This is a genomic window from Streptomyces sp. NPDC036815 (assembly GCF_055609205.1).
Genome location: NZ_JBVJPW010000001.1, coordinates 1279218 through 1303780, shown reverse-complemented (window position 1 = coordinate 1303780; position 24563 = coordinate 1279218). Strand labels below are relative to the sequence as shown.

Annotated in this window: 21 protein-coding genes and 1 riboswitch; of the genes, 11 read left to right on the top strand and 10 right to left on the bottom strand. The window is 74.3% G+C overall.

The window, feature by feature from the left end; translation table 11 throughout:
- Positions 1–53: 53 nt before the first annotated feature.
- Entirely contained in the window at positions 54–836 is a 783-nt protein-coding gene (locus ACZ69I_RS05845; RefSeq protein WP_470830594.1) for a nucleopolyhedrovirus P10 family protein, read from the top strand.
- Positions 837–871: 35 nt separating this feature from the next.
- Here ACZ69I_RS05845 and ACZ69I_RS05840 read toward each other — a convergent pair whose 3' ends face one another.
- From ACZ69I_RS05840 to ACZ69I_RS05825, 4 genes are all read right to left on the bottom strand, one after another.
- On the bottom strand, positions 872–1675 hold the full coding sequence (locus ACZ69I_RS05840) for an enoyl-CoA hydratase/isomerase family protein (RefSeq protein ID WP_467681989.1): 804 nt from the start codon (positions 1673–1675) through the stop codon (positions 872–874).
- A gap of 134 nt (positions 1676–1809) precedes the next feature.
- Entirely contained in the window at positions 1810–2031 is a 222-nt protein-coding gene (locus ACZ69I_RS05835) for a helix-turn-helix domain-containing protein (RefSeq protein ID WP_055550175.1), read from the bottom strand.
- Positions 2032–2413: 382 nt separating this feature from the next.
- The gene (locus ACZ69I_RS05830) at positions 2414–4012 is read right to left on the bottom strand and encodes an ABC-F family ATP-binding cassette domain-containing protein (RefSeq protein WP_467681991.1); all 1599 of its coding nucleotides are present in this window, start codon (positions 4010–4012) and stop codon (positions 2414–2416) included.
- Between the two features lie 122 nt (positions 4013–4134).
- On the bottom strand, positions 4135–4911 hold the full coding sequence (locus ACZ69I_RS05825) for a PQQ-binding-like beta-propeller repeat protein (protein WP_470830593.1): 777 nt from the start codon (positions 4909–4911) through the stop codon (positions 4135–4137).
- 227 nt (positions 4912–5138) lie between these two features.
- On the opposite strand from ACZ69I_RS05825, the gene ypfJ reads away from it, so the two are divergent.
- Complete coding sequence (gene ypfJ / locus ACZ69I_RS05820) at positions 5139–6035, top strand: KPN_02809 family neutral zinc metallopeptidase (protein ID WP_467681995.1); 897 nt, start codon at positions 5139–5141, stop codon at positions 6033–6035.
- A gap of 19 nt (positions 6036–6054) precedes the next feature.
- Here ypfJ and ACZ69I_RS05815 read toward each other — a convergent pair whose 3' ends face one another.
- From ACZ69I_RS05815 to ACZ69I_RS05805, 3 genes are all read right to left on the bottom strand, one after another.
- On the bottom strand, positions 6055–7515 hold the full coding sequence (locus tag ACZ69I_RS05815; protein ID WP_470830592.1) for a hypothetical protein: 1461 nt from the start codon (positions 7513–7515) through the stop codon (positions 6055–6057).
- A gap of 111 nt (positions 7516–7626) precedes the next feature.
- Positions 7627–8763, bottom strand: coding sequence for an alpha/beta hydrolase family protein (locus ACZ69I_RS05810; RefSeq protein WP_467681999.1), 1137 nt, complete (start codon positions 8761–8763; stop codon positions 7627–7629).
- Positions 8764–8828: 65 nt separating this feature from the next.
- On the bottom strand, positions 8829–9515 hold the full coding sequence (locus tag ACZ69I_RS05805) for a class II aldolase/adducin family protein (RefSeq protein WP_470830591.1): 687 nt from the start codon (positions 9513–9515) through the stop codon (positions 8829–8831).
- A gap of 354 nt (positions 9516–9869) precedes the next feature.
- Here ACZ69I_RS05805 and ACZ69I_RS05800 point away from each other — a divergent pair, with 354 nt between their 5' ends.
- The 7 genes from ACZ69I_RS05800 (at position 9870) to ACZ69I_RS05770 (ending at position 18366) form a co-directional block, all read left to right on the top strand.
- Positions 9870–11165 (top strand): inorganic phosphate transporter, encoded by a 1296-nt coding sequence (locus ACZ69I_RS05800; protein WP_470830590.1) that lies wholly within the window; start codon positions 9870–9872, stop codon positions 11163–11165.
- Between the two features lie 12 nt (positions 11166–11177).
- Entirely contained in the window at positions 11178–11402 is a 225-nt protein-coding gene (locus ACZ69I_RS05795; protein WP_467682005.1) for a hypothetical protein, read from the top strand.
- Positions 11403–11545: 143 nt separating this feature from the next.
- Positions 11546–11691: riboswitch (cobalamin riboswitch) on the top strand.
- 107 nt (positions 11692–11798) lie between these two features.
- Entirely contained in the window at positions 11799–12755 is a 957-nt protein-coding gene (locus ACZ69I_RS05790) for a cobalamin biosynthesis protein (RefSeq protein WP_470830589.1), read from the top strand.
- Positions 12752–14260, top strand: coding sequence for a cobyric acid synthase (locus tag ACZ69I_RS05785; RefSeq protein WP_470830588.1), 1509 nt, complete (start codon positions 12752–12754; stop codon positions 14258–14260). The genes ACZ69I_RS05790 and ACZ69I_RS05785 overlap by 4 nt, the downstream gene beginning before the upstream one ends.
- Positions 14261–14306: 46 nt before the next feature.
- On the top strand, positions 14307–16394 hold the full coding sequence (locus tag ACZ69I_RS05780) for a putative cobaltochelatase (protein ID WP_470830587.1): 2088 nt from the start codon (positions 14307–14309) through the stop codon (positions 16392–16394).
- A complete protein-coding gene (cobO, locus tag ACZ69I_RS05775) occupies positions 16394–17002 on the top strand; it encodes a cob(I)yrinic acid a,c-diamide adenosyltransferase (RefSeq protein WP_470830586.1) in 609 nt (202 codons plus the stop codon). The genes ACZ69I_RS05780 and cobO overlap by 1 nt, the downstream gene beginning before the upstream one ends.
- Complete coding sequence (locus ACZ69I_RS05770) at positions 16996–18366, top strand: cobyrinate a,c-diamide synthase (RefSeq protein WP_470830585.1); 1371 nt, start codon at positions 16996–16998, stop codon at positions 18364–18366. The genes cobO and ACZ69I_RS05770 overlap by 7 nt, the downstream gene beginning before the upstream one ends.
- A gap of 14 nt (positions 18367–18380) precedes the next feature.
- On the opposite strand, the gene ACZ69I_RS05765 is transcribed toward ACZ69I_RS05770, so the two are convergent.
- Positions 18381–19112, bottom strand: a complete 732-nt coding sequence (locus ACZ69I_RS05765; protein ID WP_470830584.1) for a ZIP family metal transporter — start codon at positions 19110–19112, stop codon at positions 18381–18383.
- 75 nt (positions 19113–19187) lie between these two features.
- On the opposite strand from ACZ69I_RS05765, the gene cobC reads away from it, so the two are divergent.
- Positions 19188–20669 (top strand): Rv2231c family pyridoxal phosphate-dependent protein CobC, encoded by a 1482-nt coding sequence (gene cobC / locus ACZ69I_RS05760; protein WP_470830583.1) that lies wholly within the window; start codon positions 19188–19190, stop codon positions 20667–20669.
- A 312-nt stretch (positions 20670–20981) separates the two neighbouring features.
- Here the strand turns inward: cobC and ACZ69I_RS05755 are convergent, their stop codons facing one another.
- Both ACZ69I_RS05755 and ACZ69I_RS05750 read right to left on the bottom strand, forming a co-directional pair.
- Entirely contained in the window at positions 20982–21899 is a 918-nt protein-coding gene (locus tag ACZ69I_RS05755; protein WP_467682021.1) for an SCO1860 family LAETG-anchored protein, read from the bottom strand.
- 343 nt (positions 21900–22242) lie between these two features.
- Complete coding sequence (locus tag ACZ69I_RS05750) at positions 22243–23340, bottom strand: amidohydrolase family protein (RefSeq protein ID WP_470830582.1); 1098 nt, start codon at positions 23338–23340, stop codon at positions 22243–22245.
- 112 nt (positions 23341–23452) lie between these two features.
- Between ACZ69I_RS05750 and ACZ69I_RS05745 the strand changes: the two genes are divergently transcribed.
- Positions 23453–24553, top strand: a complete 1101-nt coding sequence (locus ACZ69I_RS05745) for a pyridoxal-phosphate-dependent aminotransferase family protein (protein WP_470830667.1) — start codon at positions 23453–23455, stop codon at positions 24551–24553.
- Positions 24554–24563 lie beyond the last annotated feature (10 nt).

The window sequence follows — 24563 nt, the reverse complement described above, 5'->3', positions numbered from 1 at the left end:
CACATTAAGCGCGGCCCCGCGCTCGCGCGCCCGGGATGGGGCAGGCTGAAGCCATGACGGGCGAGGGATGGACCCAGGCGGTACGACGACAGCTGGGGCTCGGCCGGGTGCTGCCGCTGGGCGGCGCGCAGGACGGCGCCTGGGTGACGGAATCGGCGGTGAACGCCGCGTTGCGCCAGATGGCTGACGGGGTCGTCGGCGTGCGCCTGGGCACCGTCCGCATCGCGTCGGCCCGGCCGGACCGGGTGTACGTGGCGGCGGTACCGGCGCCGCCGAGCGCGCTGGCGCCGGGGCCGCTGCGGATCACCGCGGAGTTCGCGGCCGCGGCGACCGGTCCGCTGCCCGCGGCGGCGGACCGGCTGCGTGCCGCGCTGACCGGAGCGGCGGACCGGCTCGGCCTGGTGACCGAGGCGGTGGATCTGAAGGTGACGGCCCTGCTCGACGAGGGCGCCGACGCCCCGAAGCCGCCCGCCGAGGACGCCACGGGCGACGGCACGGGTGGCGAGACGGGTGGCGGACCGGACGGCGGGACGAGCGAGGGGCCGGACGCAGGGCCGGGCGACGACGCGGGCGACGAAGACGCGGCGCGCGTCGGGCGGGCCGTCCTGTCCGTGCCCGGCGTGGCCCGGCTGACCGGCGTGCTCGGGCGGGCGGTCCACATCGAGGAGCGCCCGGCGACGGGCGCACTGCCGCGCCGCCACGCGCGCGTGGAGCTCGCGACGGACCGCGGGCACCGCCCGCTGGACGTGGCGCTCGCGGTGCGCGCGGCGGTCGGCGCCGCCCTGCCCGACCACCCGACGGTGGCCGTGCTCGTCACCGGGGTGGGCGGGGCCTGAAGCGGTCCGTCGTCGTCAGCGGCGTGGTCCGTACCTCAGTCGCCGAGGCCCGCGAGGTCGCGCAGACGGCGGCCCTGGGCGGCGCGCTCGGCGACGCGCTGCTCCTCGTAGGTGCGCCCCGCGGCGCCCTGCAGCAGCGCCTTGGTCTCGATGACCGCGTCGCGCGGCGCGGCGATGAGCGCGGCGGCCAGGTCCTTGGCGGTCGCGTCGAGCTGGTCCACGGGTACGACGAGGTTGGCGAGGCCCGTCCGCTCGGCCTCGTCCGCGTGGACGAAGCGGCCGGTGGCGCAGATCTCCAGCGCGCGGGCATAGCCGACGAGCCCCACCAGCGGATGCGTGCCCGTGAGGTCGGGGACCAGGCCCAGGCTGGTCTCGCGCATGGCGAACTGCACGTCGTCCGCCGCGATCCGCAGATCACAGGCGAGCGCGAGCTGGAAGCCGGCGCCGATGGCGTGGCCCTGGACGGCGGCGATGGACACGATGTCGCTCCGCCGCCACCAGGTGAACGCCTCTTGGTACTCGGTGATCGTGGCGTCGAGGAGGCCGTCCTCACCGCGTGCCAGATCGATGAAGGACGGCTCGCCGTCGAAGCCCTCGGGCGTGAACGCCTGCCGGTCGAGGCCCGCGGAGAAGGACTTGCCCTCACCGCGCAGCACCACGACGCGGACACTGCCCGGCAGCAGCTGACCTGCCTCCGTCAACGCCCTCCACAGCGCGGGAGATTGGGCGTTGCGCTTGGCCGGATTGGTCAGCGTCACCGTGGCGACGGCCTCGTCGATGGTGAGGCGTACGCCGTCCTTGTCGAGAACCGGTGCGAGCTCGCTGTCGGACGAAGCCATGGGTGCCTCCGATGGGGTGCGGTCGGGCGGACGCACAGGAGCGCCCGTAAGTGACTGCACAGTAACCACCCGGTCGGTCGGCCGACCTACCGGGTGGTCACCATCGGACCACTGGTACCGCGTGCCGCCCGCCGTCAGCCGGCGGCGGCCTTCTTGCCTCGCGTCGCCCCGCCGCGTCCCCGCAGCGTGACGCCGGATTCGCTGAGCATGCGGTGGACGAACCCGTAGCTGCGGCCGGTCTCCTCGGCCAACGCCCGGATGCTCGCACCACCGTCGTACTTCTTCTTCAGGTCTGCCGCGAGCTTGTCGCGCGCGGCGCCGGTTACCCGGCTGCCCTTCTTCAGAGTCTCGGCCACCCGTGCCTCCTCATGGGAAGTGCGCTCTGGACTTCTCATGATCACCCCTTGCGGGCTTCCTGGCCACCCATTCGACAAGGTCCATACGACGAGGTTTGCCGTGCCATAAGCGGCGGACACGAGCGGAATTAAGAATTCCGCGTGCCGAATTTCGATCAGTGGACCGGCCGCTTCCGCGAACCGGCAGGTCAGGGGCGTGCCGGATGATCAGGCAAACCTGTGTGCAGGTCAGCGCCAGAATCCGTGTATGACACACCTCGGTACGAGGAGAGCTCACACAGATGAGGGATCACCGATCGGCCGAATGATCCATACCCAGTGGATCAGTCATTCGATCAAGCGCGGTGGACGCCTCGGCACGGGGCGTCCCGCTGCTCCGGGGTCAGGCGAGGGCGACCAGATCCGCGTAGTCCTGGCCCCACAGGTCCTCGACGCCGTCCGGCAGCAGGATGATCCGCTCCGGCTGGAGCGCCTCCACGGCGCCCTCGTCGTGCGTGACGAGGACGACCGCGCCCTTGTAGGTGCGCAGCGCGCCGAGGATCTCCTCGCGGCTCGCCGGGTCGAGGTTGTTGGTGGGCTCGTCGAGGAGGAGGACGTTGGCCGACGAGACGACGAGGGTCGCGAGCGCGAGCCGGGTCTTCTCGCCGCCGGAGAGCACGCCCGCCGGCTTGTCGACGTCGTCCCCGGAGAAGAGGAACGAGCCGAGCGTCTTGCGCACCTCGACGAGGTCGAGGTCAGGGGCGGCCGAGCGCATGTTCTCCAGGACCGTGCGCTCGGGGTCGAGGGTCTCGTGCTCCTGCGCGTAGTAGCCGAGCTTGAGGCCGTGGCCCTCGATGACCTGCCCGGTGTCGGGCTTCTCCGCGCCGCCGAGGAGCCGCAGGAGGGTGGTCTTGCCCGCGCCGTTGAGGCCGAGGATGACGACGCGCGAACCCTTGTCGATGGCGAGGTCGACGTCGGTGAAGATCTCCAGCGAGCCGTACGACTTCGACAGGCCCTCGGCCATCAGCGGCGTCTTGCCGCACGGCGAGGGCTCGGGGAAGCGCAGCTTGGCGACCTTGTCGTTCTGGCGCACCGCCTCCAGGCCCGCGAGGAGCTTGTCGGCGCGCTTGGCCATGTTCTGCGCGGCGACGGTCTTGGTGGCCTTGGCGCGCATCTTGTCGGCCTGCGAGTGGAGCGTCGCGGCCTTCTTCTCGGCGTTCTGGCGCTCGCGCTTGCGGCGCTTCTCGTCGGACTCGCGCTGCTGCTGGTAGAGCTTCCAGCCCATGTTGTAGACGTCGATCTGGGCGCGGTTGGCGTCCAGGTAGAAGACCTTGTTGACGACCGTCTCGACCAGGTCGACGTCGTGGGAGATCACGATGAAGCCGCCGCGGTACGTCTTCAGGTAGTCGCGCAGCCAGACGATCGAGTCGGCGTCGAGGTGGTTGGTCGGCTCGTCGAGGAGGAGCGTGTCGGCGTCCGAGAAGAGGATGCGGGCCAGCTCGATGCGGCGGCGCTGACCACCGGAGAGCGTGTGCAGGGGCTGGCCGAGCACGCGGTCGGGGAGGTTGAGCGCGGCGGCGATGGTGGCGGCCTCGGCCTCGGCGGCGTACCCGCCCTTGGTGAGGAACTCCGTCTCCTGGCGCTCGTACTGCTTGAGGGCCTTCTCGCGGGTCGCGCCCGAGCCGCTCGCGATGCGCTGTTCGTTCTCGCGCATCTTGCGGATCAGGGTGTCGAGTCCGCGCGCGGAGAGGATGCGGTCCCGCGCCAGGACGTCGAGGTCGCCGGTGCGGGGGTCCTGCGGGAGGTAGCCGACCTCTCCGGAGCGGGAGATCGTGCCGCCGGCGGGGATGCCCTCACCGGCCAGACACTTGGTGAGGGTGGTCTTGCCCGCCCCGTTGCGGCCGACGAGGCCGATGCGGTCACCCTTCGCGATGCGGAAGGTGGCGTTCTCGATGAGGATGCGGGCGCCGGCGCGCAGCTCGATGCCGGAAGCGGTGATCACGGGGTTCTCCTGAAACAGAGTGGACGGCGGGAGGGACGACTGAGGTGCTCAGGAACCGGTGTCTATGCCGTCCAACTGAGGAGAGGTGCTGCCATGGCAGCCAGTCTAACGGGCCGTCGCAACTACTTTTCCGGGCCGCCGCCGCCTTCGGGGCCGGGCCCGGCGTCCCCGTTGCCCAGCGGAGTGCGCCCCGGAACGATTCTTCCGTAGTCGTCCACCGCGATGACCTGCGCCGTCCAGGACGCGGTGGCGCCCGCGCAGGGCTGGGCGATCAGCAGGGCCCCGCCCCTGCGCACGGAGCGCGCGGGTTCGAAGGCGCAGCCGGAGCGCGCGGGCAGCACCCAGCGCAGATCGCCGTCCGCGGTGCGGTAGGCGGCGATGCGCTGCGGGGTGACGACGGCCAGCATGCGGGCGTCGGGGGCGAGCGGCTGCAGGACCCCGGCGCCGCCGCGCGCGGCCGGGGTGCGCAGCCAGGCGGCGCTCTCGGGGACGGCCCGGTGCCAGCGCACGGAGCCGCCGTCGCCGCGCGCGGTGTCGGTGACCAGGCCGTCGCTCCAGAGCGCGAGCGCGTGCCCCGGCGCGGGCAGGAGCGCGACGGGACGACGGCCCTGGCGGGTGTACGTCCAGTGGGGGCGGCCGCTTCGCGTGTCGTACGCCTCGACGGCCGAGCCCTTCGTGCGCAGTGCGGGGTCGGCGGCGGGGGCGGCCACGCGCGCGTGGACCGTGAGGCGGTCTCCGTAGGGGGCGGGCCGCGAGTGGTGGGCGGCGGTGATGAGCGGCAGCGCGAGCAGGGCGAGCGCCACGGGCAGGGCGATACGGGTGCCGCGGCGGGCCGGGGCGGACCACGGGACGGGTGCCTCGTGCGGCGGGCCGGTCGAGTCGAGCGGCAGAGCGGACATGACGCCCCCCTTCGGTACCCACTGCCCACGGATCAGGCGCAGAGCGTAGCGGCGGGGGTCCCGGCGGGCCGCCGTGGCGCGGGGCGACACGGCGCCGGGCGGTGCGCGTCCCCCGTTCGGACCTCCGTCCGGGGCCCGGCGGCGGAGCTCGTACCAGGATGAAGTGGCCGGTAGCCCGGTGCGGGGCGACGCGGGTCGTTCCGGATGCGCGGCAGAGGGGTGCGCCCATGCAGTTCGACGACGACGCGGACCTGGACACCTCGGAGGTGCAGGACGTGCGCGGCAGTCGGATCCCCGGCGGCCGCGCGACCGTGGGCGGCGGCATCGCCGGTCTGATCGCGCTGCTCCTGGGGCTCTTCTTCGGGGTGGGCCCCGACCAGCTGGGCCTCTCCTCCGGCAACGACGAGCCCTCGGCCACGTCGTCGTCCCTCGCGGAGGTCCAGCAGAGCTGCCGCACGGGGCGCGACGCGAACAGCAAGGAGGACTGCCGCATCGTGGCGGTGGTCAACAGCGTCCAGGACTACTGGCGCCCGGAGTTCCAGCGCAGGCGGGGCGCGTACTCCTCGGCGCCGACCGTGCTGTTCACCAGCCGCGTGGGCACCGCCTGCGGCACGGCCACCTCGGCGGTCGGCCCCTTCTACTGCCCCGGCGACCGGAAGGTCTACCTCGACCTGGGCTTCTTCGACGATCTGCGGACCAAGTTCGGCTCCACTGGCGGCCCCTTCGCGCAGGCGTACGTGGTGGCCCACGAGTACGGGCACCACGTGCAGAACCTGATGGGCACCCTGCAGCGCTCCCAGGACGGGCGCACCGGGCGCGACAGCAACGCCGTGAAGGTCGAGCTGCAGGCCGACTGCTACGCCGGGGTCTGGGCGCGGCACGCGACCCGCAGCCCGGACGAGCGCACGGGCAAGCCGCTGATCAGCAGCCTCGACGACAACGACATCCGCGACGGCCTGGACGCGGCGGCCGCGGTGGGCGACGACCGGATCCAGGAGAAGTTCCAGGGCCGGGTCACCCCGGAGTCCTGGACCCACGGCTCGGCCGAGCAGCGCCAGCAGTGGTTCTACCAGGGCTACCGCACCGGCGACATGGGGCAGTGCGACACGTTCCGCCGAGGCTGAGAGCCGGTCCTCGCGGCTCTCACTCGCCGCCGGTGTGGACCTGGAAGGCCGCGCGGCGCACCGCCTTGGCGAGGGCCGGGTCGGGGTGGGCCGCGGCCAGGGCGACCAGGACCTGGACGGTGCGGGGGTGTCCGGCGCGGCGCACCTCGTCGAGGAGGGCGGGCACGGTGGGCTGGACCGCCGACTCCAGGTGGCGCACGAGGAGCTGGGTCTCGCCGTGGTCCGCGACGGCCGCCGCGGTGTCGATCCACAGCCAGGTGGACTCCTCGCGGGTCAGCACGAGGTGGACGTCCTCGGGGTCGGCGCCCTCCTGCTCGGCGAGCCACAGCAGGGCGTAGGGGCGCAGCGAGGCCTCGTCGACGACGGCCCTGACCTCCGCCTCGGCCGGTGCGCCGACCACCCGCAGGGCCTCGAAGGCCAGGCCGCGCAGGAGCGCGTCCTCGCCGCGGGCGGCGGTGAGGAGTTCGGTGACGGCGCTGGAGACGGTGCGGGCGGCGAGCCAGGCGCGGTATTCGGCGCGGGCCGCGTTGGGGCGCAGGCGGGCGCAGCCGCGGAGCATGTCCTCGGCGGACTGCTCGATGTGCCCGGCGGGGCTCTGGGCGGCGACGCAGATCTGCTCCAGCTTGACCCAGACCGCCCAGCTGCCGAGCGGGGTGAGTACGGCCTGCCCGTCGGCGCAGGTCAGCGCGCCGACGGCGGCGAGTCCGTGCAGGGCCCAGTCGAGGAGGGCGGGGAGCGGGGCGTCCTCGGGGCAGCCGGCCGGGACGGCGGGCTCGGGCTGGGGTCCGTAGGGGATCTCGCAGCGCTCGGTGCGCAGTTCCGTGACGCGCTGGTCCAGGAGGTCGAGCAACTGCGGCACGGGTACGGGGCCCGCCGACAGCTGCAGCAGGGAGAGCACCTGCGGCATGGCCTCGACGACCTCGGCGACCGCCGCGGGGGCGAGGGCGTCCGGCGCCGGGTGGGCCAGCGACCAGGCGTCGAACAGGGCGACCCAGCCGCGCAGCACGGCGGTGTCGTCGCGGTCCCAGGCGCGCAGCCGCCAGCCGGGCCGCGCGCTGTCGCCGTGCACCTCGACGAGGCCCGCGAGGCGTGCGGTGTCCCAGTCGGCGCGGACCTGAGCGGGGGTCAGGCCCAGCTCGGCGGCGGCCCGTTCGGCGGTGGCGTCGGAGAGCGTGCCCTTGCCGTCGGGCGAGCCTTCGGTGCGGCGGCCGGGGCCGGGGCGCAGGGCGTCGTCGGCCCAGCGGGCGACCCGTACGGCGTCGGCGAGGCCGGCGCGCGCGGCGCGGGCCAGCTCCGAGGGGGCGGGTGTGCCCTCGGGCGGCCGGGGCGCGGGACGGCGCGTGCGGCGGTTGCTCATCGCGCCGGGGGTGGCTGAGAGGGGGCGTGTCGCGTCGCGCCGGGCTTCTCCTCGCTCTTCGGCCCTCTGGTGGGGCGCACGGACAAGTCGGAGCCTGGAGTCGCGCGGGGTACGGGACGTCACGGGAACAGTCTTCCTGTTGACGGTCCGAAAACCCAAACGGAATGGGGACGTGGGGCGTTCACCCGCCGCGCGCCGGGGCCGGGCGCGGCGGGCGGGCGGACGTGCGAAGGGTCACAGCAGGGGGGTGAGGAAGCGGCGCAGCACCTCTTCGTAGCCCTGCGGGTCGGCGTTCCACATGGCACCGTGCGGCGCGTCCTGCACGGGGTGCAGGGTGACGAGGTCCGGGCGCTGAGCAGCCAGTTGCCGGGAGAGGCCCCAGGGCGCGACGGCGTCGTCGGGACCGTGTACGAGCAGGGTGGGGACCCGCAGGACGCCGGGGCCCGCGGCCGCCAGGATCCGGTCGCCGCGCAGTCCCGTGCGCCCCTGTGCCGCACGGACCGCAAGCGGAAGGAGCGGTCCGGGGGTGCGGCGGGCGCCGGCGAGGGCGCGCAGGGTGGTCTCCCAGTTGAGGACCGGGGAGTCGAGGACGAGTCCGCTGATCCGGTCGCGCAGCGCGGAGTGCGCCGCGGCGTGCAGGCACATGGCGGCGCCGGTGGACCAGCCGTGCAGGACGACGCGCTCGGCGCCCTCGCGCACGGCGTGGCGCAGGGCGGCGTCCAGGTCGCGCCACTCCGACTCGCCGAGGTGGCCGAGGCCGTCCGGGGAGCGGGGCGCGCCCGGGTCGCCGCGGTAGGCGAGGTCGAGGACCGGCACTTGCAGGCGGCGCAGGAAGTCCATGACGACCATGGGGTGTTCGCGGGTCGTGCCCAGGCCGTGCACGGTGATGACCCAGGTGTCGCGGGAGCCCGGCACGAACCAGGCGGGCAGCGTGCCGAGCTCGCCGGGGATGTCGACGTCGGTGTGGTCGATGCCGAGGGCGGAGCGGGGGTCCCCGGTGTGGACCTGCGGGGTGAGCCAGACGCGGGCGCCGGGGTCCAGGGAGCCGTGGGTGACGGCTTCGAGGCGGCGTACGACCGTGTCGGCCTCGTGCGGGGCGGACTCCAGGACGGGTCCGACGATCGCGTGGGTGCCGTTGCCGCTCAGGCCGTACGTGCCGGGGCGGCGGCTCGCCAGGGCGCGGGTCAGGCTGATCTGCCCCGCGGCCGTGGCGTGCACGGTCAGGCGTGGTTCGGTCGGCAGGGGGCGGCCCGCGGGCGCCCTGAGGGCGGCGTCGCTGGCGAACCGGCCCGCCGCGATCGCGGCTGCGGCTGTTCCTAGGGCGGCTGTTACTGCGGTGACGGCCGCTGCCGTCGCTTTGGCTGGGCGCACCGTCCCAGTGTCCGGGGGCGAGGCCCCGGAGGCCAGTGGGCGGTACCCGTGGGGTGAGTCGTGGCTCAGGTGGCCGATTGGCCGTAGCCCCGCAGTTTCTCCGCCGCCTCGTGCAGCCGGTCCGGGGACAGGAGCGCCGGGGTGTGGCCGGGAACCGCTGCGGCGGTGAGCCAGAGGCGGGACATCCACTCCAGCTGGGCCGTGCGGTCGAAGGCCTGGTCGAGGCTGTCCCCGTAGGTGACCGTGCCGTGGTTCTGGAGGAGGCATCCGGTGCGGTCGCGCAGGGCGTGGAGCATGTTCCCGGCCAACTCCTCGGTGCCGTACAGCGCGTACGGGGCGACCCGGACCGGGCCGCCGAGGGCGGCGGTCATGTAGTGCACGGCGGGGAGCTCCGTGACCAGCAGGGAGACGGCCGTGGCGTGCACGGCGTGGGTGTGGACGACCGCCCGCGCGCGGGTGGCGCGGTAGATCGCGAGGTGCATGGGCAGTTCGCTGGTGGGGGTGAGGCCGCCGAGGACCCGGCGGCCGTCGAGGTCGACGCCGAGCACGTCCTCGGGGCGCAGCCTGTCGTACGGGACGCCGCTCGGGGTGACCAGGACGGTGTCGCCGACGCGTAGGGAGACGTTGCCCGAGGTGCCGACGACCAGGCCGTCCGTCACCGTCCTGCGGGCCGTCCCGACCAGCTCGGCCCAGGCCCGCCCGAGCGCGTCCCCGTCCGCCTGCCGTCCTTGCCCCTGCCGCTGCTCAGTCATGCGGTGATCCTGCCAGCCGGTGGCCCCGCACCGTAGAGCCGAGGGCGTCGGGGCGGTCCTCGGGGGGATTCCGGTTACGGCGGCGGGCCGCCGGGTGAGCAGGATCTCCCCGCCGAGTTCGTGCGCCGGTCCGAGGGGTGCGCGGCGGGCCGCCGCCGGATGGCGGAACCCGACACTCCGCCCCGTTTGCGGGGCTCCCGCCACCGCTCCGTACGATCAGGATCAGAGATCAGCTCAATACGGAGCAAGGGCACTCCGCTTCGGGTCACCGCACCGCCCGGCCCAGTTCACTTTCCGTTCACCCGGGTTGCCTACGTTCCACATGCCACTGACGTCCAACAGAAGCCTGGGTAAATGGAACACATCACGCTTCTCCTCGGGATCGTGATCGTCACCGCTCTCGTGTTCGATTTCACGAACGGTTTCCACGACACTGCCAACGCGATGGCGACGACCATCTCGACCGGCGCTCTCAAGCCCAAGACGGCGGTGGCCATGTCCGCCGTGCTGAACCTCGTCGGCGCCTTCCTCTCCGTCGAAGTCGCCAAGACGATCTCCGGCGGCATCGTCAATGAGGACGGCCTCAAGACCGAGGTCATTTTCGCCGCGCTCGTCGGCGCGATCCTCTGGAACCTCCTGACCTGGCTGGTGGGCCTGCCCTCCAGCTCCTCCCACGCGCTCTTCGGCGGCCTCATCGGCGCCGCGGTCATGTCGATGGGCTGGTCGTCGATCAACGGCGGCACCGTCGTCACCAAGATCCTGATCCCGGCCGTCGCCGCTCCGCTGGTCGCGGGCATCGCCGCGACGCTGGCCACGCGCCTGACGTACCGCATCGGCCGCACCACGGACCAGAAGGCCACCGCCAAGGGCTACCGCGCAGGCCAGATCGCCTCCGCCGGACTCGTCTCCCTGGCCCACGGCACGAACGACGCGCAGAAGACCATGGGCATCATCACGCTCGCCCTGATCACGGGCGGCGTCCTGAACCCCGGCGCCAACCCCCCGATGTGGGTCATCGTCTCGGCCGGCATCGCCATCGCGCTCGGCACCTACCTCGGTGGCTGGCGCATCATCCGCACCATGGGCAAGGGCCTGACCGACCTCGCGCCGCAGCAGGGCTTCGCTGCCCAGACCAGCGCCGCGACCGCGATCCTCGCCTCCTCCCACATCGGCTTCTCGCTCTCCACCACCCAGGTCTGCTCGGGCGCCGTGATGGGCGCGGGCCTCGGCCGCAAGGGCGGCGTCGTCCGCTGGTCGACCGCCACCCGGATGTTCGTCGCGTGGGGCCTGACCCTGCCGGCCGCGGGTCTGGTCGGCGCGGGCGCCGAGTTCCTCACCAAGCAGGGCCCCTGGGGCATCACGGCCACCGCGGCGCTCCTGATCGCCGGATCGGGCGTGATCTGGACGCTCTCCCGGCGCAACGCCGTCGACCACACCAACGTCACGGATGACGAGATCCGCACCGACGACACCGCGACCACCGAGCCCGCGGGCGTGGTGACCACCGCGATCGCCGCCGTCACGCCGCCCCCCGTGGGCGCGATGGCCTCTTCCGTCGCGTCGGACGCGTCCGTCAAGGCCACCGTCACGGCTCCGACCACCACCACGACCGGCGCCATGGCGGACCCCGCCCGGCCCGCGACCGTGTAAGGACAGACCAGCATGAGCATCGACTGGGCAGCTCTCGGCTCCGTCTTCGGAGTCAGTCTCGCGGTGACCGTGGCCCTGGTGGGCCTCTTCACCCTCGGCATCGTCGGCCTCTCCAAGCAGCAGACGGCGGCCGCCTCCACCGGTGGCGCCGCCCCCCTCGCCCGCACCGGCGCGTACGCCTGCTTCGCCCTGTGCGCGGCGGCGGTGGCGTACGGGATCTTCCTGATCGTCGCCTGACGGCAGCCGTCCCGCGTGGGGCGCGGAGCGTACGGACGCTCCGCGCCCCACGCGCATGTCAGGACCTCGCGTGCGGGCCCCGCGCGCGGGCCGCCCGTGTGGGCCCCAACACACTCTCCCGCCGCAGGTCAACAGCGAGTTGACGGGCCTTCGCGGGCCGTGGTGGACTGCCCGGGCCAACTACGGCGGCAGAAGAGGAAGCCGGTGCGAATCCGGCGCGGTCCCGCCACTGTCACCGGGGAGCCATTCCCCGCGAGCCAGGAACTCTCGCCGCCGATCACGTCGAACCAGGGCGCGGACACCCTGAGTGAGGACATATCGCCATGCTCGGCCGCCCGGTGCCGCCCCTTCTCTTGAGTACGAGCCGTCTCCTCAGCGCAGCGGCGGGCTGAGCGCATGAGTGCCGATCGCGACTTCGCGTACGGCGCCGCCGCCGGCCTCCTCGGTGACCTGCTGCTCGGCGATCCCCGCCGGGGCCATCCGGTCGCCGCGTTCGGCCGTGCCGCGGGCGCCGTCGAGCGGATGCTGTGGCGCGACCACCGAGGCTGGGGTGTGCTGCACGCCGTGGTGTGCGCCGGGGGCGCGGCGGGTGCCGCCGCCCTCGCCACCGCTCTCGTACGCCGCTCCCGGGCCGGGTCCGTCGCGCTGACCGCCGCCGCCACCTGGGCCGTCGTCGGCGGTACGTCGCTGACGCGGGAGGCGCGGGCCATCGGCGGGGCGCTGGAGGCCGGGGACATCGAGGTCGCGCGGGAGCGGCTGCCGCACCTGTGCGGACGGGACCCGCAGGCGCTCGACGCCGACGGCATCGCCCGGGCCGTCGTGGAGTCCGTCGCCGAGAACACCTCCGACGCGGTCGTCGGCGCGCTCGTGTGGGGCGCCCTGGGCGGCGTCCCCGGGTTCGTCGGGTTCCGGGCCGTCAACACGCTGGACGCGATGGTGGGCCACAAGTCGCCCCGGTACCGGCGCTACGGCTGGGCGTCCGCCCGCCTCGACGACGTCTTCGGCTGGCCGGGCGCGCGGCTCACCGCGGGGCTCGCGGCGCTGGCCGGTGACTCGCCCTCGGGGGCGGTACGGGCGTGGCGCGCCGACGCGGCCGCGCACCCGAGCCCGAACGCCGGGCCCGTCGAGGCGGCCTTCGCCGGGGCGCTGGGCGTGCGGCTCGGGGGAACGCTCTCGTACGGGGGCCGGGTCGAGCACCGGCCCGTTCTGAACGCGGCGGGACGCGACGTCGAGGCGGCGGACATCGAGCGGGCCGCCGAGCTGTCCCGCCGGGTCGGCCTGCTCGCCCTCGGGGTCGTGGTGGGTGCCCGCTGGGTGCTGCGGTCGGCAAGGTCGAGGAGAGGGAAAGCATGAGCGGTGGACTGCTGGTCGCCGGGACCACCTCGGACGCGGGGAAGAGCGTCGTCACCGCCGGCATCTGCCGGTGGCTGACCCGCAAAGGGGTGTCCGTCGCGCCGTTCAAGGCGCAGAACATGTCCCTCAACTCCTTCGTCACCCGTGAGGGGGCGGAGATCGGCCGGGCCCAGGCCATGCAGGCCCAGGCCGCCCGCGTCGAGCCCAGCGCGCTGATGAACCCCGTACTACTCAAGCCCGGCGGTGACCGCTCGAGCCAGGTCGTGCTGATGGGCAGGCCCGTGGGCGAGATGAGCGCCCGTGGCTACCACGGGGGGCGGCAGGCGCAGTTGCTCGACACGGTCGTGGGATGCCTGGAGGAGCTCCGGGGCACGTATGACGCCGTGATCTGTGAGGGCGCGGGCAGTCCCGCCGAGATCAACCTGCGGCGCACCGACATCGTGAACATGGGCATCGCGCGCGCCGCCCGCTTCCCCGTACTGGTGGTCGGGGACATCGACCGGGGCGGGGTGTTCGCGTCGTTCTTCGGGACGACGGCGCTGCTGAGCGCGGCCGACCAGGAACTCGTCGCGGGCTACCTGGTGAACAAGTTCCGGGGCGACGTCTCCCTGCTCGAACCCGGGCTCGACATGCTGCACGGGCTCACCGGGCGGCGCACGTTCGGTGTGCTGCCGTTCCAGCACGGGCTGGGCATCGACGAGGAGGACGGCCTGCGGGTGTCCCTGCGGGGCGCCGTCCGGGAGTCCGTGGTGGCCCCGCCGGTCGGCGAGGACGTGCTGCGGGTCGCCGTGTGCGCGGTGCCGCTGATGTCCAACTTCACCGACGTGGACGCACTGGCCGCGGAGCCGGGCGTCGTCGTGCGGTTCGTGGACCGGGCCGAGGAACTCGTCGACGCCGACCTCGTGGTCGTACCGGGCACGCGCGGGACCGTGCGCGCCCTGCGGTGGCTGCGCGAGCGCGGCCTCGCGGACGCCCTCGCGCGCCGCGCCGCCGAGGGCAGGCCGGTGCTGGGCATCTGCGGCGGCTTCCAGGTCCTCGGCGAGCACATCGAGGACGAGGTGGAGTCGCGGGCCGGGTCCGTCGACGGGCTCGGGCTGCTGCCGGTGCGGGTGCGGTTCGCCCGCGAGAAGACCCTCGCCCGGCCGGTGGGCGAGGCCCTCGGCGAGCCCGTCGAGGGGTACGAGATCCACCACGGCGTCGCCGAGGTGGCGGGCGGCGAACCCTTCCTGGACGGCTGCCGGGTCGGCGAGGTGTGGGGCACGCACTGGCACGGGTCGCTGGAGAGCGACGCGTTCCGGCGCCGGTTCCTCACCGAGGTCGCCCGCGCGGCCGGACGCCGCTTCGTCCCCGCACCCGACACCAGCTTCGGGACGCTGCGCGAGGAACAGCTCGACCTGCTCGGCGACCTGATCGAAGAACACGCGGACACGGACGGCCTGTTGGGCCTGATCGAGAACGGCGCGCCGGCCGGGCTGCCGTTCATCGCGCCCGGCGCGCCCTCGTGAGCGCCGTCGTGAGCACCACCACGCACCACCGCATCAAGGAGGCTCAGTGACCACCCCGTACCCGTTCACCGCTCTCGTCGGCCAGGACGACCTGCGGCTCGCGCTCCTGCTGAACGCCGTCTCGCCCGCAGTGGGCGGTGTGCTCGTGCGCGGGGAGAAGGGCACCGCCAAGTCCACCGCCGTGCGCGCGCTCTCGGCGCTGCTTCCCGAGGTGCCGGTCGTCGCCGGGTGCCGTTTCTCGTGCGACCCGAAGGCCGCCGACCCGAACTGCCCGGACGGCCCGCACGAGGCGGGCGGCGCCACCGCGCGGCCCGCGCGGATGGTGGAGCTGCCCGTCGGCGCGTCCGAGGACCGGCTCGTCGGTGCCCTGGACATCGAGCGGGCGCTCGCGGAGGGCGTGAAGGCCTTCGAGCCGGGTCTGCTCGCCGACGCGCACCGCGGCATCCTCTACGTCGACGAGGTCAATCTCCTCCACGACCACCTGGTCGACCTCCTCCTGGACGCGGCCGCGATGGGCGCCTCGTACGTGGAGCGCGAGGGCGTCTCCGTGCGGCACGCCGCGCGCTTCCTGCTCGTCGGCACGATGAACCCCGAAGAGGGCGAGCTGCGGCCGCAGTTGCTCGACCGGTTCGGGCTCACCGTCGAGGTGGCCGCGTCCCGCGAGACCGACCAGCGCGTCGAGGTCGTCCGGCGCAGGCTCGCCTACGACGACGATCCCGAGGGCTTCGCCGGACGCTGGCACGAGGACGAGGGCGCGCTGCGCGAGCGGGTCGTGGCGGCCCGCGCGCTGCTCCCCCGGGTCACCCTGGGCGACGCGGCGCTCCGGCAGATCGCGGCGACCTGCGCCGCCTTCGAGGTCGACGGGATGCGCGCGGACATCGTGATGGCGCGCACGGCGACGGCCCTCGCCGCGTGGGCGGGCCGCACCGACGTGCAGAGCGAGGACGTGCGCCAGGCCGCGCTGCTCGCGCTGCCGCACCGCAGGCGCCGCAATCCCTTCGACGCCCCCGGGCTCGACGAGGACAAGCTCGACGAGACGCTGGAGGAGGCGCGCGAGGACACGGAGCCGGAGCCTCCGGAGGGCGGTGACGACCCCGAGGGCGGCGGCCCGGACGGCGGCCCCGACGGGGGCGGCGGCGGACAGCCCCCCGCCGACGGTCCCGACGGCCCCGACTCCCCCTCCCCCGAGCTTCCCGCGCAGGACCGGGGCCCGGACCCCGACGGGACGACCGCCCCCCAGGAGCCCGCGCAGGAGCCCGCCCCGGCCCCGGGCGGAGCCGCCGGCGAGCAGCAGGCCGTGCGGGCCGCCGAGCCGTTCCGCACCAAGATGCTGAGCGTGCCCGGCATCGGCGAGGGCGCGGCGGGCCGCCGCTCGCGCGCCCGCACCGAACACGGGCGCACGACGGGCTCGCGCCGCCCCCGGGGCGCCCTGACCAAGCTGCACCTGGCGGCCACGGTGCAGGCCGCGGCCCCGCACCAGAAGGCGCGCGGGCGCTCCGGCACCGGGCTCGTCGTACGCCGTGACGATCTGCGGCAGGCGACGCGCGAGGGCCGCGAGGGCAACCTCGTGCTGTTCGTCGTGGACGCCTCCGGGTCGATGGCGGCGCGGCAGCGGATGAGCGCGGTCAAGGGCGCCGTACTCTCGCTGCTCCTCGACGCCTATCAGCGGCGCGACAAGGTGGGGCTCGTGACGTTCCGGGGCACGGGCGCCGAGGTGGCGCTGCCGCCGACGTCGTCGGTGGACGCGGCCGCCGCCCGGCTCGAATCGCTGCCGACCGGCGGCCGCACCCCGCTGGCCGCGGGCCTGCTGAAGGCGCACGACGTGCTGCGGGTCGAGCGGCTGCGGGACGCCGCGCGGCGGCCGCTCGTGGTCGTGGTGACGGACGGGCGCGCGACGGGCGGTGTGGAGCCCGTGGCCCAGGCCGGGCGCGCGGCCCGGCTGTTCGCCGACGACCAGGTCGCCTCGGTCGTCGTCGACTGCGAATCCGGCTACGTACGCCTGGGTCTCGCGGGACGGTTGGCGGGTGAGCTCGGCGCGACGGCCGTGACCCTCGACGAGCTGCGGGCGGACTCGATCGCCGGCCTCGTCAAGGACGTACAGACAATGAACTCGCCTTCGAGGAGGGCCGCTTAATGCCGCAGGGACAGCCGAACGTCGTACCGGACGACGGGCTCACGACGCGCCAGCGCCGCAACCGCCCGCTGGTGTTCGTGCACACGGGCATCGGCAAGGGCAAGTCGACGGCCGCGTTCGGGCTCGCGCTGCGCGCCTGGAATCAGGGGTGGCCGATCGGGGTCTTCCAGTTCGTGAAGTCGGCGAAGTGGAAGGTCGGCGAGGAGAACGCGCTGAAGGTCCTCGGCGCATCGGGCGAGGGCGGTACGGTCGCCTGGCACAAGATGGGCGAGGGCTGGTCGTGGATCCAGCGCGCTCCCGCCGAGGGCGAGTTGACGAACGAGGACAAGGCCCGCGAGGGCTGGGAGCAGGTCAAGCGTGACCTGGCCGAGGAGACGTACAAGCTGTACGTCCTCGACGAGTTCGCCTATCCGATGCACTGGGGCTGGATCGACGTCGAGGAGGTCGTCGAGGTCCTCCGCGGCCGTCCCGGCACCCAGCACGTCGTGATCACCGGCCGCAACGCGCCGCAGCAGCTGATCGACTTCGCCGACCTGGTCACCGACATGTCCAAGGTCAAGCACCCGATGGACGCGGGCCAGAAGGGCCAGAGGGGCATCGAGTGGTAGCTCGCCTCGTCATCGCGGCGCCGTCGTCGGGCAGCGGCAAGACGACCGTCGCGACGGGCCTGATGGCCGCGTTCGCGGCGGCCGGGCTCGCCGTGTCGCCGCACAAGGTCGGCCCCGACTACATCGACCCCGGCTACCACGCGCTCGCGACCGGCCGTCCCGGCCGCAACCTCGACGCGTACCTGTGCGGGCCCGGCCTGATCGCGCCGCTGTTCGCGCACGGCGCTGCCGGGTGCGATCTCGCCGTGGTCGAGGGCGTGATGGGGATGTACGACGGGGCCGCCGGGCAGGGCGAGCTGGCCTCCACCGCGCATGTCGCGAAGCTGCTGCGGGCGCCGGTCGTGCTGGTCGTCGACGCGTCGTCGCAGTCGCGGTCGGTGGCGGCGCTGGTGCACGGCTTCGCGTCCTGGGACCCCGAGGTGCGGGTCGCCGGGGTGATCCTCAACAAGGTCGGCTCGGACCGGCACGAGGCGCTGCTGCGGGAAGCCCTGGACGAGTCGGGGGTGCCGGTGCTCGGCGTGCTCCGGCGGGTGCGTCAAGTCAGCGCGCCCTCACGGCACTTGGGGCTCGTGCCGGTCGCCGAGCGGCAGCCGGAGGCGGTGGAGTCGGTCGCCGCGCTGGCCGCGCAGGTGCGGGACGGGTGCGACCTGGACGCCCTGCTCGCGCTGGCGCGCAGCGCGCCGTCCCTGCCGGACGAGGCGTGGGACCCGCGGACGGGGCTCGCCGGGTCACCGGCTTCGCCGAGTTCGTCCTCGAACGCCGGACGGGCTGTCATTGCCGTCGCCGGTGGGGCCGCGTTCACCTTCTCGTACGCCGAACACGCGGAGTTGCTGCGGGCCGCCGGAGCCGAGGTCGTCACCTTCGACCCCCTCCGCGACGAACAACTCCCCGACGGCACCGCCGGGTTGGTCATCGGGGGCGGCTTCCCCGAGGTGTACGCGCCCGAGCTCTCCGCCAACGAGCAGCTCAGGAAGGCCGTCGCCGAACTCGCCTTCTCCGGCGCGCCCGTGGCCGCCGAGTGCGCGGGTCTGCTGTACCTCTCCCGCGAGCTGGACGGGAAGCCGATGTGCGGGGTGCTCGACGCCGGGGCGCGGATGGCGGAGCGGCTGACGCTCGGGTACCGGGAAGCGGTGGCCGTCTCCGACAGCGTGCTGGCCGTCGCGGGCACCCGGATGCGGGGCCACGAGTTCCACCGCACCACCGTCGAACCCGGCGCGGGGCCGACGCCCGCCTGGGGCCTGCACGCGCCCGAGCGGCGCGTCGAGGGCTTCGTCCAGGGCACCGTGCACGCCAGTTACCTGCACACGCACTGGGCGGCGGAGCCCGGTGTCGCGCGCCGCTTCGTCGAGAGCTGCGCGCGGTGACCGCACGCGGCGGCTCAGCCCGCGACGCCCACCACGAGCCAGATGAACGCCGCGCCCGCCACCGTGCACAGCAGGGTCGAGCGGGCCGGGTGGTCGTGGTGCGCCTCGGGCAGGATCTCGGCCGCCGCGAGATACAGGAGCGCGCCGCCGAAGAACCCCAGATAGCAGCCGAGCAGTTGCTCCGGAATGATGAAGAGCAGGGTCGACGCGGCGCCCACCACCGGCGCCACCGCGTCCGCGAACAGCATCGCGAGCGCCTTGCGGCGGGCGTTCCCGTACAGGCTGGTGATCGTGTACGTGTTGAAACCGTCCGCGAAGTCGTGGGCGACGACCGCCAGCGCCACCGCCACCCCCATGCCGCCGCCCACCTGGAAGGCGGCGCCGATCGCGACGCCGTCCATGACGCTGTGCCCGACCATCGCGGCGGCGGCCGTGAGGCCGACCTGGGGGACCCGGCCGGACCCGTGCTCGCCCGCGCCGTGCGCGGCCTGGCGGCCCGCGAGGAGGCGTTCGACCAGATGGGCGACGAGGAAGCCCGCCACGAACAGCAGCAGCGCCGCCGGCACGCCGAAGACGGGATCGCCCGCGGCGTCCAGCGCCTCCGGCAGCAGGTCCAGGCCGACGACCCCGAGCATGAGGCCGCCCGCGAGGCCCAGGACGAGATGGCGCCGGTCGGTGACCCGCTGGGCCGTCCAGCCGCCCACCAGGGTCATGAGGAAGGCGCCGAGCGCCACGAACACCGCCATGGGCCCTTGCTATCCGATTGACCCCCTGCCGCGCACATCCATCACCCCTCCCTCCCGTACGAAAGGACCCGTTCCATGTCCGGTGCCGGAAAGATGACGCCCGCCGAGGACGTCGTTCTCGTCGTCGGCGTCGGCGCCTGCGAGGACGCCCCGGCGGATGAGGTGCTCGGCCTCGTCCGGGACGCGGTCCGCGAGGCGGGCTTCCCCGAAGGGGCGGTCGCCGAGCTGGCGACCGTCGACGTCAAGGGCGGGGAGCCGGCGATCGTCGGGGCGGCGGAACGGCTCGGAGTGCCGCTCGTGACGTACTCGGCGCGGGAACTGGCGCAGGTCACGGTGCCGAACCCGACCGCGCGGGCCCGCGCCGCGGTCGGCACGCCGTCCGTGGCGGAGGCGGCGGCGCTGCGCGGCGGCGGCCAACTCCTCGTTCCCAAGCGCAAGTCGGCGCCCGGGGGACGCCCGCCGATGGCGACGTGCGCGATCGTGGGCCGCCCGCGCGCCACCGCTTCCGCTCCCCCGGCCCACGACCTGCGCCACCACGGGGACGCGGAGGTACGGGACGACGGCGCGGGCCTCACCGACCTGGCGGTCAACGTACGGTCCGACACTCCCCCCGCCTGGCTCAAGGACGTCATCGCGGCGTCCCTCGACGGCCTGGCCGCCTACCCCGACGGGCGGGCGGCGCGTGAGGCGGTGGCGGCGCGGCACGGGCTCACCCCCGACCGGGTCCTGCTCACCTCCGGCGCGGCGGAGGCCTTCGTACTGCTCGCCCGCGCCCTGAAGGTCCGTCACCCCTACGTCGTGCACCCGCAGTTCACCGAGCCGGAGGCGGCGCTGCGGGACGCCGGGCACGAGGTCGGGCGCGTGCTGCTGCGCGAGGAGGACGGCTTCCGGCTCGACGCCTCGGCGGTGCCGGAGGAGGCCGACCTGGTAGTCGTCGGCAATCCCACGAACCCCACGTCCGTCCTCCATCCCGCCGCCTCGGTCGCCGAACTGGCGCGTCCCGGGCGGGTCCTGGTGGTGGACGAGGCGTTCATGGACGCGGTGCCGGGCGAGCGGGAGGCGCTGGCCGGGCGTACGGACGTGCCCGGACTCGTGGTGCTGCGCAGCCTCACGAAGACGTGGGGCCTGGCCGGGCTGCGGATCGGCTACGTCCTCGCCGCGCCCGACGTCCTCGCCGCCCTCGCGCAGGCGCAGCCGCTGTGGCCGGTGTCCTCGCCCGCGCTCGCCGCGGCGCGGGCGTGCGTGTCGCCGCGGGCCCTCGCGGAGGCCGGTCACGCGGCGCACCGGGTCGCCGCGGACCGGGCCCACCTGCTCGCGGGCCTCGCGGAGCTGGCGCCCCTCGGGGTCCGCGCAGTGGGGCCCGCGGAGGGGCCCTTCCTGTTGATACGGGTGCCCGGGGCGGCCGGGGTGCGTGAGCGGCTTCGGGGGCGGGGGTTCGCTGTGCGGCGTGGCGATACGTTTCCTGGCCTGGGGCCTGACTGGGTTCGGGTTGCCGTGCGGGATCGGGGGACGTCGGATCGGTTTCTGGCTGCGCTCCGCGCGACGGTTTCGCGGTAGCGGGGGGGGGTGGGGTGGTGGGGGGGCTCCTCCCTGCCTTCCCGTGCGGGTTCGAACAGGACCGCCGCTCCGCGACGGAGTCGTCCCACCCACCCACCCGTTTGCCCCGCGACGTACGGCGGGAGTAGGGGCGGGCGGGTGGGCAGCCCCGCGACGCACGGCAGGGCCAGAAGCGAGTGGGTGGGCAGCCCGCGACGCCGGGCGGGACCGGAAGCGCCTGGGCGCGGCTCACCCTGCGACGCCGGGCGGGACCGGAAGCGCGTGGGGGTGGCCCCGCGACGCCACCCGGGGTCAGGTCAAGGCCGCGTCACCTCAGCGGCGCCCCCTCCGCGTCAGTGCCACCGCTCCTCCTCCCGTCGCCAGGAGCGCCACAGCCCCGCCCGCCACGTACGGCGTCAGCGAACTGCCGCCCGTTTCCGCCAGGTTGGCCTCGCGGCCCGCGCCCTGCGGCTTCGGCTCGGGGTTGCCGGCCTGCTCCTTCGGGGGGACCGGGCCCGGTGCCGGTGCCTCACAGCCCGCGCCGGCCAGGCGCACCGTGCCCGTCACCTCCGCGACGTTCAGCTTGAGGGGGTTCACGGACACCGTCAGCTCCAGCGCGGAGGCCGCGGCCGTCCGTGACGTCACCTGTGTCCTCGACAGGTCGAGCCGGACCTCGCCGACGCCCGGCACCTTCACCTCGGTCGTGCCCCGGGCGGTCAGCGTGACCTTCTTGCCGAGGACCGTCACCGCGCCGAGCAGATTCGATTCGGCAACGGGCCGCTCGCCCGCCGTGCAGACGGCCTTGGACGTCACCTGGCCGACCTCGACGAGGGAGAGCAGCGGCAGCCCCGGCACATGCAGCCTGGCCCGCGCGATGTTGCTGTAGCCCTTGGCCGTGTCGCCCCGCACGGTCGCCTTCGCCGTGGCGACGTCCGCGCGCAGCACGCTGAACGGACGGCCGCCGTCGACCCCGTTCAGGCGGGCGGTGAGCGCGGTCTTCGAGGCGCTCGCGGGGGCCCGCACCTCGTTCAGGGCGACCTTGAGCGGGACGTTCAGGGTCTTGTTGAGCAGGGAGACGTTCAGCCCGGTGCGCAGCACGACGGCGTCGGCCCGCCCGCCCCGGTGGCCGTCGCCACCCGTGGCCTGCGCGGCCCCCGCGCCGGCGAGCGCCGCGGGGCCCGCGGTGAGCGCGGTGACGGCGGCGACGACGGAGAGCCTGCGTGCGGGCATGCGGAAGGTGTTGCTGTTCAAAGTGGTGGAACCCCCACAAGAGTCACGGGCCACCGGCGGCGTACGCCACAAGGGGACAACACGTGCGCACCGTCCGATGGCGTCGCCCCACATCGGTGAGGGCGACGCCGGAATCCTTACGCACTGAGAGTGAACGGTCAGCAACCTGACGTGAGTTCACCCCAAAGGGCGCTTTCCGTCCCTGCATTCGAATCGCGCGGCACACCCGTTCCCCCGTACCACCCGAGCATCTCCCCCACCGCGCACGGGAGTTGACGCGCACGCCCCCGCGCCGCCGGAACCGGCGCAGTCAACGAGCCGCACCATCGCTGGGCAACGTCCAGGTCAAGCAGCCCGTCGGCCCTCAGCCCACCACCCGCCCGTTCAGCACCACCCTGCGCGGCGCCGCGAGCACGCGTACGTCCTCCCGGGGGTCCGCCTCGTACACCACGAAGTCCGCCGGCGCGCCCTCGGTCAGTCCGGGGCGTCCGAGCCACTCCCGCGCGCCCCACGTCGTCGCCGAGAGCGCGTCCACCGCGGGGATGCCCGCGAGGGTCAGCTCGGCGACCTCCGCGGCCACCAGGCCGTGGGCCAGGGAGCCGCCCGCGTCGGTGCCCGCGTAGACCGGGACGCCCGCGTCGTACGCGGCGCGCACCGTGTCGTAGCGGCGCTCGTGGAGTCGGCGCATGTGGGCCGACCAGCGGGGGAACTTCTTCTCGCCGCCCGCGGCCAGGTCCGGGAACGTGGCGATGTTGACCAGGGTCGGGACGATCGCGACGCCGCGCTCCGCGAAGAGCGGGATCGTGTCCTCGGTCAGCCCCGTGGCGTGCTCGATGCAGTCGATGCCCGCCTCGACCAGATCGCGCAGGGAGTCCTCGGCGAAGCAGTGGGCCGTGACGCGGGCGCCGAGCCGGTGGGCCTCCGCGATCGCCTCGCGCACCACGTCGCGCGGCCAGCACGCCGTCAGGTCGCCCGCCTCGCGGTCGATCCAGTCGCCGACGAGCTTGACCCAGCCGTCTCCGCGCCGCGCCTCCCTGGCGACGTACTCCACCAGGTCCTCGGGCTCGATCTCGTGGGCGTAGTTGCGGATGTAGCGCCGGGTGCGCGCGATGTGGCGGCCCGCCCGGATGATCTTGGGGAGGTCCTCGCGGTCGTCGATCCAGCGGGTGTCGGAGGGCGAGCCCGCGTCGCGCAGCAGCAGGGCGCCGATCTCACGGTCGGTGAGCGCCTGCTTCTCCGTGGTGTCGGCGTCGACCGGGCCGTGCGCGTCCAGACCCACGTGGCAGTGCGCGTCGACCAGTCCGGGCAGGGCCCAGCCCTCGACGGTGCGCACGTCGTCCGCGGCCGTCCCGACGGGGCGGTCGTACGTCACCCTCCCCCCGACGACCCACAGTTCGTCCCGTACGTCATCGGGCCCGACCAGCACCCGCCCCTTCATGTGCAGCACCGCGTGATCGTTCATGACCAGCAGCTTAGGAGGCACTCACCACGCCCGGCACGGGGCCGGTCGGTACGCTCGGCACGGCAGCCCGAACGACCTCGTGAGCGAAGTGAGCAGTGACGTGAGCAGTACCGTGACGCACCCCTTTCTGGACCTGGCGCCGCTGAGCGCCCAGCACTTCGCCGCCATCGAGGCGCGGGTGGCGGGGCTGCTGGCCACCGAGCAGGACGTCGTGATCATGCAGGGTGAGGCGCTGCTGCCCCTGGAGGGGTGCATCCGGGGCGTGGCGGGTCCGGGCACGACGGCACTGAACGTGATCACGGGCCCGTACGGCCAGACCTTCGGGAACTGGCTGCGGGACTGCGGCGCGAGCGTCATCGACCTCGCCGTGCCGTTCCACACGGCCGTCACCGCCGACCAGGTGCGCCGGGCCCTCGCCGAGCACCCGGAGATCGACTTCGTCTCGCTGGTGCACGCCGAGGCCGCGACGGGCAACACCAACCCGGTCGCGGAGATCGGCGAGGTCGTGCGCGCGCACGGCGCGCTGTTCATGCTGGACGCGGTCGCCTCGGTGGCCGCGGAGCCGCTGCTGCCGGACGCGTGGGGCGTGGACCTGTGCGTGATCGGCGCGCAGAAGGCGATGGGCGGTCCCGCGGGCGTCTCCGCGGTGTCGGTGAGCGAGCGGGCCTGGCAGCGCATCGCCGCCAATCCGCAGGCGCCGCGCCGCTCCTACCTCTCGCTCCTGGACTGGAAGGAGCGCTGGATCGACGGCGGCCGCAAGGCCCTGCTGCACGCGCCGGCCCAGCTGGAGATGCTCGCCCTGGAGGCGTGCGTGGAGCGCATCGAGACGGAGGGCCTCGATGCCCTGATGGCGCGGCACGCCACCGCCGCGGCCGCCACCCGCGCGGGCGCGCTGGCGCTGGGCGGGGGCCTGGAGCCGTACGTGTACGAGGCCTCCGACGCGGCCCCGGTCGCCACCACCTTGCGGGCGCCCTCGGGCACGGACGCCTCGGAGCTGGTCGCGCGGGCCCTCGCCGCGGACCCGGTGCTTCCGCTGGTCGCCGGGGGCGGGGCGCTTGCCAAGGAGATGATCCGGGTCAACCACTACGGGCCGGACGCGACCCGTGGCGTGGTGCACGCCTGCGTCGCCGCCCTGGGCGCCGCGATGGGCGAGGCCGGCCTGCCGGTCGACCTGGAGGCGGCCCGCCGCGCGGTGACCGACGCCTGGCGCTGAGCCCGGCCGG

Coding starts and splice junctions, on each gene's coding strand:
- ACZ69I_RS05845 (WP_470830594.1), top strand. CDS start 54: ATGACGGGCGAGGGATGGACCCAGGCGGTACGACGACAGCTGGGGCTC.
- ACZ69I_RS05840 (WP_467681989.1), bottom strand. CDS start 1,675: ATGGCTTCGTCCGACAGCGAGCTCGCACCGGTTCTCGACAAGGACGGC.
- ACZ69I_RS05825 (WP_470830593.1), bottom strand. CDS start 4,911: ATGTCCGCTCTGCCGCTCGACTCGACCGGCCCGCCGCACGAGGCACCC.
- ypfJ (WP_467681995.1), top strand. CDS start 5,139: ATGCAGTTCGACGACGACGCGGACCTGGACACCTCGGAGGTGCAGGAC.
- ACZ69I_RS05805 (WP_470830591.1), bottom strand. CDS start 9,515: ATGACTGAGCAGCGGCAGGGGCAAGGACGGCAGGCGGACGGGGACGCG.
- ACZ69I_RS05800 (WP_470830590.1), top strand. CDS start 9,870: ATGGAACACATCACGCTTCTCCTCGGGATCGTGATCGTCACCGCTCTC.
- ACZ69I_RS05795 (WP_467682005.1), top strand. CDS start 11,178: ATGAGCATCGACTGGGCAGCTCTCGGCTCCGTCTTCGGAGTCAGTCTC.
- ACZ69I_RS05790 (WP_470830589.1), top strand. CDS start 11,799: ATGAGTGCCGATCGCGACTTCGCGTACGGCGCCGCCGCCGGCCTCCTC.
- ACZ69I_RS05785 (WP_470830588.1), top strand. CDS start 12,752: ATGAGCGGTGGACTGCTGGTCGCCGGGACCACCTCGGACGCGGGGAAG.
- cobO (WP_470830586.1), top strand. CDS start 16,394: ATGCCGCAGGGACAGCCGAACGTCGTACCGGACGACGGGCTCACGACG.
- ACZ69I_RS05765 (WP_470830584.1), bottom strand. CDS start 19,112: ATGGCGGTGTTCGTGGCGCTCGGCGCCTTCCTCATGACCCTGGTGGGC.
- cobC (WP_470830583.1), top strand. CDS start 19,188: ATGTCCGGTGCCGGAAAGATGACGCCCGCCGAGGACGTCGTTCTCGTC.
- ACZ69I_RS05750 (WP_470830582.1), bottom strand. CDS start 23,340: ATGAACGATCACGCGGTGCTGCACATGAAGGGGCGGGTGCTGGTCGGG.